This window comes from Roseospirillum parvum (genome assembly GCF_900100455.1).
Lineage (GTDB): Bacteria > Pseudomonadota > Alphaproteobacteria > Rhodospirillales > Rhodospirillaceae > Roseospirillum > Roseospirillum parvum.
The window spans coordinates 2,501-6,044 of the sequence record NZ_FNCV01000025.1; the positions used below are offsets into that span (position 1 = coordinate 2,501).

Genomic DNA, 3,544 nt, shown 5'->3' on the forward strand with positions numbered 1-3,544 from the left:
GATGAGCGGGCCGCAGCCACCCCTGGTGGTTCGATCCCGTCCGGCTCTGGCTGGCGTTGATGTCGCTGTCGTTTTGAATGAAGAGTGGACAGTCTCCCCCGGGTTCTCGGGGGCGCGACTTCTGGAACAAGAGATTCCGGTCCGGACCGGGCATGCCTTGAAGCAAGGCAGCGCCGAGAGTGGTTCCGCGACGCGGGGGCTTTTTGACATGGTGAAGAGGCTGGCAAATACGGCCAGGCAAGCAAGGCTCCATTCCTTGAAAGAGGAAGGGGGCGTTGAGTGTCCTGGCCAATGTGTTCCGAGTAACGCTGAGTTTTGAAGTTGCTTCCCGCGGCGCGGGAAGACACGACCGTCCTTCGGGATGGGGTGTTTTCCTTCGTGCGTGGGATCTCAAGCGTGATAAGGGCACCTGGTGGATGCCTTGGCATCGAGAGGCGATGAAGGACGTGGCACTCTGCGAAAAGCTCCGGGGAGGCGAGAGCACCCTTTGATCCGGAGATATCCGAATGGGGAAACCCACCGCATTGGCGGTATCCCACACTGAATCCATAGGTGTGGGAGGCGAACCCGGCGAACTGAAACATCTAAGTAGCCGGAGGAAAGGAAATCAACCGAGACTCCCTTAGTAGCGGCGAGCGAACGGGGATCAGCCCAGTGTCTTAAGCGTCATAACCCGAACCGTCTGGAAAGTCGGACCATAGGGGGTGACAGTCCCGTAGGGGTGAACGGCGCTTAGGATCTTGAGTAGGGCGGGGCACGTGAAACCCTGTCTGAAATTGGGGGGACCACCCTCCAAGGCTAAGTACTCCTCGATGACCGATAGTGCACAAGTACCGTGAGGGAAAGGTGAAAAGTACCCCGATGAGGGGAGTGAAAGAGAACCTGAAACCGGGTGCCTACAAACAGTCGGAGCCTCCTTGAGGGGTGACGGCGTACCTTTTGTATAATGGGTCAGCGACTTACAGTTACGAGCAAGCTTAAGCCGATAGGCGTAGGCGCAGCGAAAGCGAGTCTGAATAGGGCGATCTAGTTCGTGGCTGTAGACCCGAAACCGAGTGATCTAGCCATGGTCAGGCTGAAGGTGGAGTAACGTCCACTGGAGGGCCGAACCCACCGTCGTTGAAAAGCCGGGGGATGAACTGTGGCTAGGGGTGAAAGGCCAATCAAACTCGGAAATAGCTGGTTCTCCGCGAAAGCTATTTAGGTAGCGCGTCGTGTGATTACCTGCGGGGGTAGAGCACTGGATCGGGACGGGGGGCGCGAGCCTTACCAACTCGAACCAAACTCCGAATACCGCAGAGTACAGCACGGCAGACAGTCTTAGGGTGCTAAGGTCCTAGGACGAAAGGGAAACAGCCCAGACCGCCGGCTAAGGTCCCCAAGTCATGGCTAAGTGGGAAAGGATGTGGGGTGGCCAAAACAACCAGGAGGTTGGCTTAGAAGCAGCCATCCTTTAAAGAAAGCGTAACAGCTCACTGGTCTAATAGCCGCCCTGCGCCGAAGATGTACCGGGGCTAAAGCCATGCACCGAAGCCGCGGACTTGTCTTACGACAAGTGGTAGCGGAGCGTTCCGTAGGCCGATGAAGGTGTCTCGCAAGGGGCGCTGGAGGTATCGGAAGTGAGAATGCTGACATGAGTAGCGACAAAGAGGGTGAGAAACCCTCTCGCCGAAAGTCCAAGGGTTCCTGCGCAAGGCTAATCCGCGCAGGGTGAGCCGGCCCCTAAGGCGAGGCCGAAAGGCGTAGTCGATGGGAACCAGGTTAATATTCCTGGGCCTGGCGGTGGTGACGTCCCCCGTAAGTTGTCCGACCTTATCGGATTGGTCGGGCCGCGAAGGGGGGCCAGGAAATAACCCCGCCATTAAGACCGTACCCGAAACCGACACAGGTGGACTGGTAGAGTATACCAAGGCGCTTGAGAGAACGGTGTTGAAGGAACTAGGCAAAATGCCCCCGTAACTTCGGGAGAAGGGGGCCCTCGCATTGGGCAACCAGTGCGGGGGGGCACAGACCAGGGGGTGGCGACTGTTTACTAAAAACACAGGACTCTGCGAAGTCGCAAGACGACGTATAGGGTCTGACGCCTGCCCGGTGCCGGAAGGTTAAGAGGAGGGGTGCAAGCTCTGAATCGAAGCCCCGGTAAACGGCGGCCGTAACTATAACGGTCCTAAGGTAGCGAAATTCCTTGTCGGGTAAGTTCCGACCTGCACGAATGGCGTAACGACTTCCCCGCTGTCTCCAACACCGACTCAGCGAAATTGAATTCTCCGTGAAGATGCGGAGTTCCCGTGGCTAGACGGAAAGACCCCGTGAACCTTTACTACAGCTTCGCAGTGGTATTAGGGATTGAATGTGTAGGATAGGTGGGAGGCTTTGAACCCAGGGCGCCAGCTCTGGTGGAGCCGTCCTTGAAATACCACCCTTTTGATTCCTGATATCTAACCGCGGCCCGTGAAACCGGGTCCGGGACCCTGCGTGGCGGGTAGTTTGACTGGGGCGGTCGCCTCCCAAAGAGTAACGGAGGCGCGCGAAGGTGAGCTCAAGGCGGTCGGAAATCGCCTGTTGAGTGCAAGGGCATAAGCTCGCCTGACTGCGACACCGACGGGTGGAGCAGAGACGAAAGTCGGTCCTAGTGATCCGGTGGTCCCGTGTGGAAGGGCCATCGCTCAACGGATAAAAGGTACTCCGGGGATAACAGGCTGATACTGCCCAAGAGTCCATATCGACGGCAGTGTTTGGCACCTCGATGTCGACTCATCACATCCTGGGGCTGGAGCAGGTCCCAAGGGTATGGCTGTTCGCCATTTAAAGTGGTACGTGAGTTGGGTTTAGAACGTCGTGAGACAGTTCGGTCCCTATCTGCCATGGGTGTAGGATACTTGAGAGGATCTGTCCCTAGTACGAGAGGACCGGGATGGACGAACCTCTGGTGTACCTGTTGTCGCGCCAGCGGCATCGCAGGGTAGCTATGTCCGGACGGGATAACCGCTGAAAGCATCTAAGCGGGAAACCCCCCTCAAAACCAGGTATCCCCATCAGAGCCGTGGAAGACCACCACGTTGATAGGCCGGGTGTATAAGTGCAGCAATGCATGCAGCTAACCGGTACTAATCGCTCGATCGGCTTGACGATCCCGCGCACGATGGAAAACATCCCATCAAAACGCGCCAAGGGAAGCACACAAACAAAGCGCTACACACGAACACAGACCGGTCAAAATTGACGAACCCTCTCGTCACCATGACCAACTTGCCGACATGGCCGACGCTTCGATGACCTGGTGGTTATGGCGTGGAGGAAACACACGATCCCATCCCGAACTCGAACGTGAAACTCCACAGCGCCGATGGTACTTCGTCTTAAGACGCGGGAGAGTAGGTCACCGCCAGGTCTTCCAAGCGCCGAACTTGTCCGCAAGTCCCCCAGCCCCTCACCACGTCACATCACACCCTCCATACCACCCATAACGCGGGGTGGAGCAGCCCGGTAGCTCGTCAGGCTCATAACCTGAAGGTCAGAGGTTCAAATCCTCTCCCCGCAACCA

Annotated in this window: 1 tRNA gene and 2 rRNA genes; all 3 read left to right on the forward strand. The window is 57.3% G+C overall.

What is annotated here, in order from left to right:
- The first annotated feature begins 388 nt into the window (after positions 1-388).
- The 3 genes from BLR95_RS15155 (at position 389) to BLR95_RS15165 (ending at position 3,544) form a co-directional block, all read left to right on the forward strand.
- Positions 389-3,132: ribosomal RNA gene (locus tag BLR95_RS15155) — 23S ribosomal RNA — on the forward strand.
- Positions 3,133-3,276: 144 nt separating this feature from the next.
- Positions 3,277-3,391, forward strand: a 5S ribosomal RNA gene (rrf, locus tag BLR95_RS15160).
- Positions 3,392-3,467: 76 nt separating this feature from the next.
- Positions 3,468-3,544, forward strand: a tRNA-Met gene (locus tag BLR95_RS15165).